Below are 815 nucleotides of genomic sequence, written 5' to 3'. Positions count from 1 at the left end.
AGACCTGCAGATGGATTTCTGGCTTCTGAACTTTCAGGAACTTCCGATTGTGACGATTCCAATCCTGCGATCAATGCGCCGATAACCTATTATGAGGACAACGATGGTGATGGCTTTGGTTCCACCACCTCTGCGGACTTCTGTTCTACAACTGCACCTGCTGGATATAGCTCAAACAATACCGATTGTGATGATAACGATGCGGATGAGTTCCCTGGTCAGACCTGGTACATCGATGCTGATGGTGATGGCTATGGTACCTCTGCTACAACGGCTTGTCTTAGACCTACAGATGGATTCTTAGCGTCTGAACTTTCAGGAACGTCCGATTGTGACGATTCCAATCCTGCGATTAACGCACCGATAACCTATTATGAAGACAATGATGGTGATGGTTTTGGTTCTACCACGTCTGCGGACTTCTGTTCGACAACAGCACCTGCTGGATATAGTACAAATAATACCGATTGTGACGATAACGATGCGGATGAGTTCCCTGGACAGACCTGGTACATCGATGCTGATGGTGATGGCTATGGTACGTCTGCTACAACGGCATGTCTTAGACCAACAGATGGATTCTTGGCGTCTGAACTTTCAGGTACGTCTGATTGTGACGATTCCAATCCAGCGATCAATGCGCCGATAACCTATTACGAAGACAACGATGGTGATGGATTTGGTTCCACCACGTCTGCGGACTTCTGTTCGACAACAGCACCTGCTGGATATAGCTCAAACAATACCGATTGTGATGACAACGATGCGGATGAGTTCCCTGGACAGACCTGGTACATCGATGCTGATGGTGATGG

Annotated in this window: 1 protein-coding gene; it reads left to right on the top strand. The window is 47.7% G+C overall.

The features are described from left to right. A partial coding sequence (locus ACFEMA_RS14720; RefSeq protein ID WP_411768968.1) for a MopE-related protein occupies nt 1-815 on the top strand: 815 nt, incomplete at both ends.

Origin of the sequence: Winogradskyella sp. A3E31, assembly GCF_046720935.1 — a bacterium.
In the GTDB taxonomy this organism is placed as follows: domain Bacteria; phylum Bacteroidota; class Bacteroidia; order Flavobacteriales; family Flavobacteriaceae; genus Winogradskyella.
The sequence above is the reverse complement of the archived record's forward strand: the minus strand, read 5'-3'. Positions and strand labels throughout refer to the sequence as shown.